A 639-nucleotide genomic window follows, 5' to 3' on the forward strand; every position below is an offset into this window, starting at 1 on the left:
ACTTGCTGCTGCTTTTTCTCTTGATTGTTCGTAAAAGTATTTAATCCATTCATTTGCAGTTTTACCCTCTGTAAAAGCTTGGTATTTTTCTTCACCAAAATGCTTAATAATTCCACAAAAAATATCATAATCATTTCTTGAGTTATACATAGGCTTTATACATTCTTTCATAGCGAAGATATATTTGTTTGTATGTGCTTTAGTTATATCATTTCTTTCTATTTCAGTAGTAGCCGGTAGAACTAAATCAGCATATCTTGCACTAGCAGTCCAAAAACAATCTTGAACTATAAAGCTATCAACCTTAGCAAATGCTTTTAATTGTCTATTTCTATCTTGATGATGGTGCATTGGATTACCACCAGCCCAATAAATTGACTTAATTAAAGGGAAGGTCTTAACTTTGCCATCAAATTCATATTCTTTACCAGGATTTTCAAGCATATCTACTATTCTTGAAACAGGAATTACTTCGTTAGTTCTATTATCCCACTCCCCTTTTATAGTAGTTTTTGTGCTAATTCCTGCAAGTCCAGGAAAACCACTAAAATTATTTGCTTTATCTTCAATATTACCACTATTAGCATTGCCCGTAACTGCACCCGGAGTTGGAACTCCACCATCTGAATAATGGTAGCT

1 protein-coding gene is annotated in these 639 nt (G+C 33.3%); it reads right to left on the reverse strand.

Annotated elements, in window-relative coordinates; genetic code table 11:
• The coding region (locus AVBRAN12640_RS09905) for a molybdopterin-dependent oxidoreductase (protein ID WP_336609193.1) at positions 1-639 on the reverse strand (639 nt) is incomplete at both ends.

Origin of the sequence: Campylobacter sp. RM12640 (assembly GCF_020137595.1) — a bacterium.
In the GTDB taxonomy this organism is placed as follows: domain Bacteria; phylum Campylobacterota; class Campylobacteria; order Campylobacterales; family Campylobacteraceae; genus Campylobacter_E.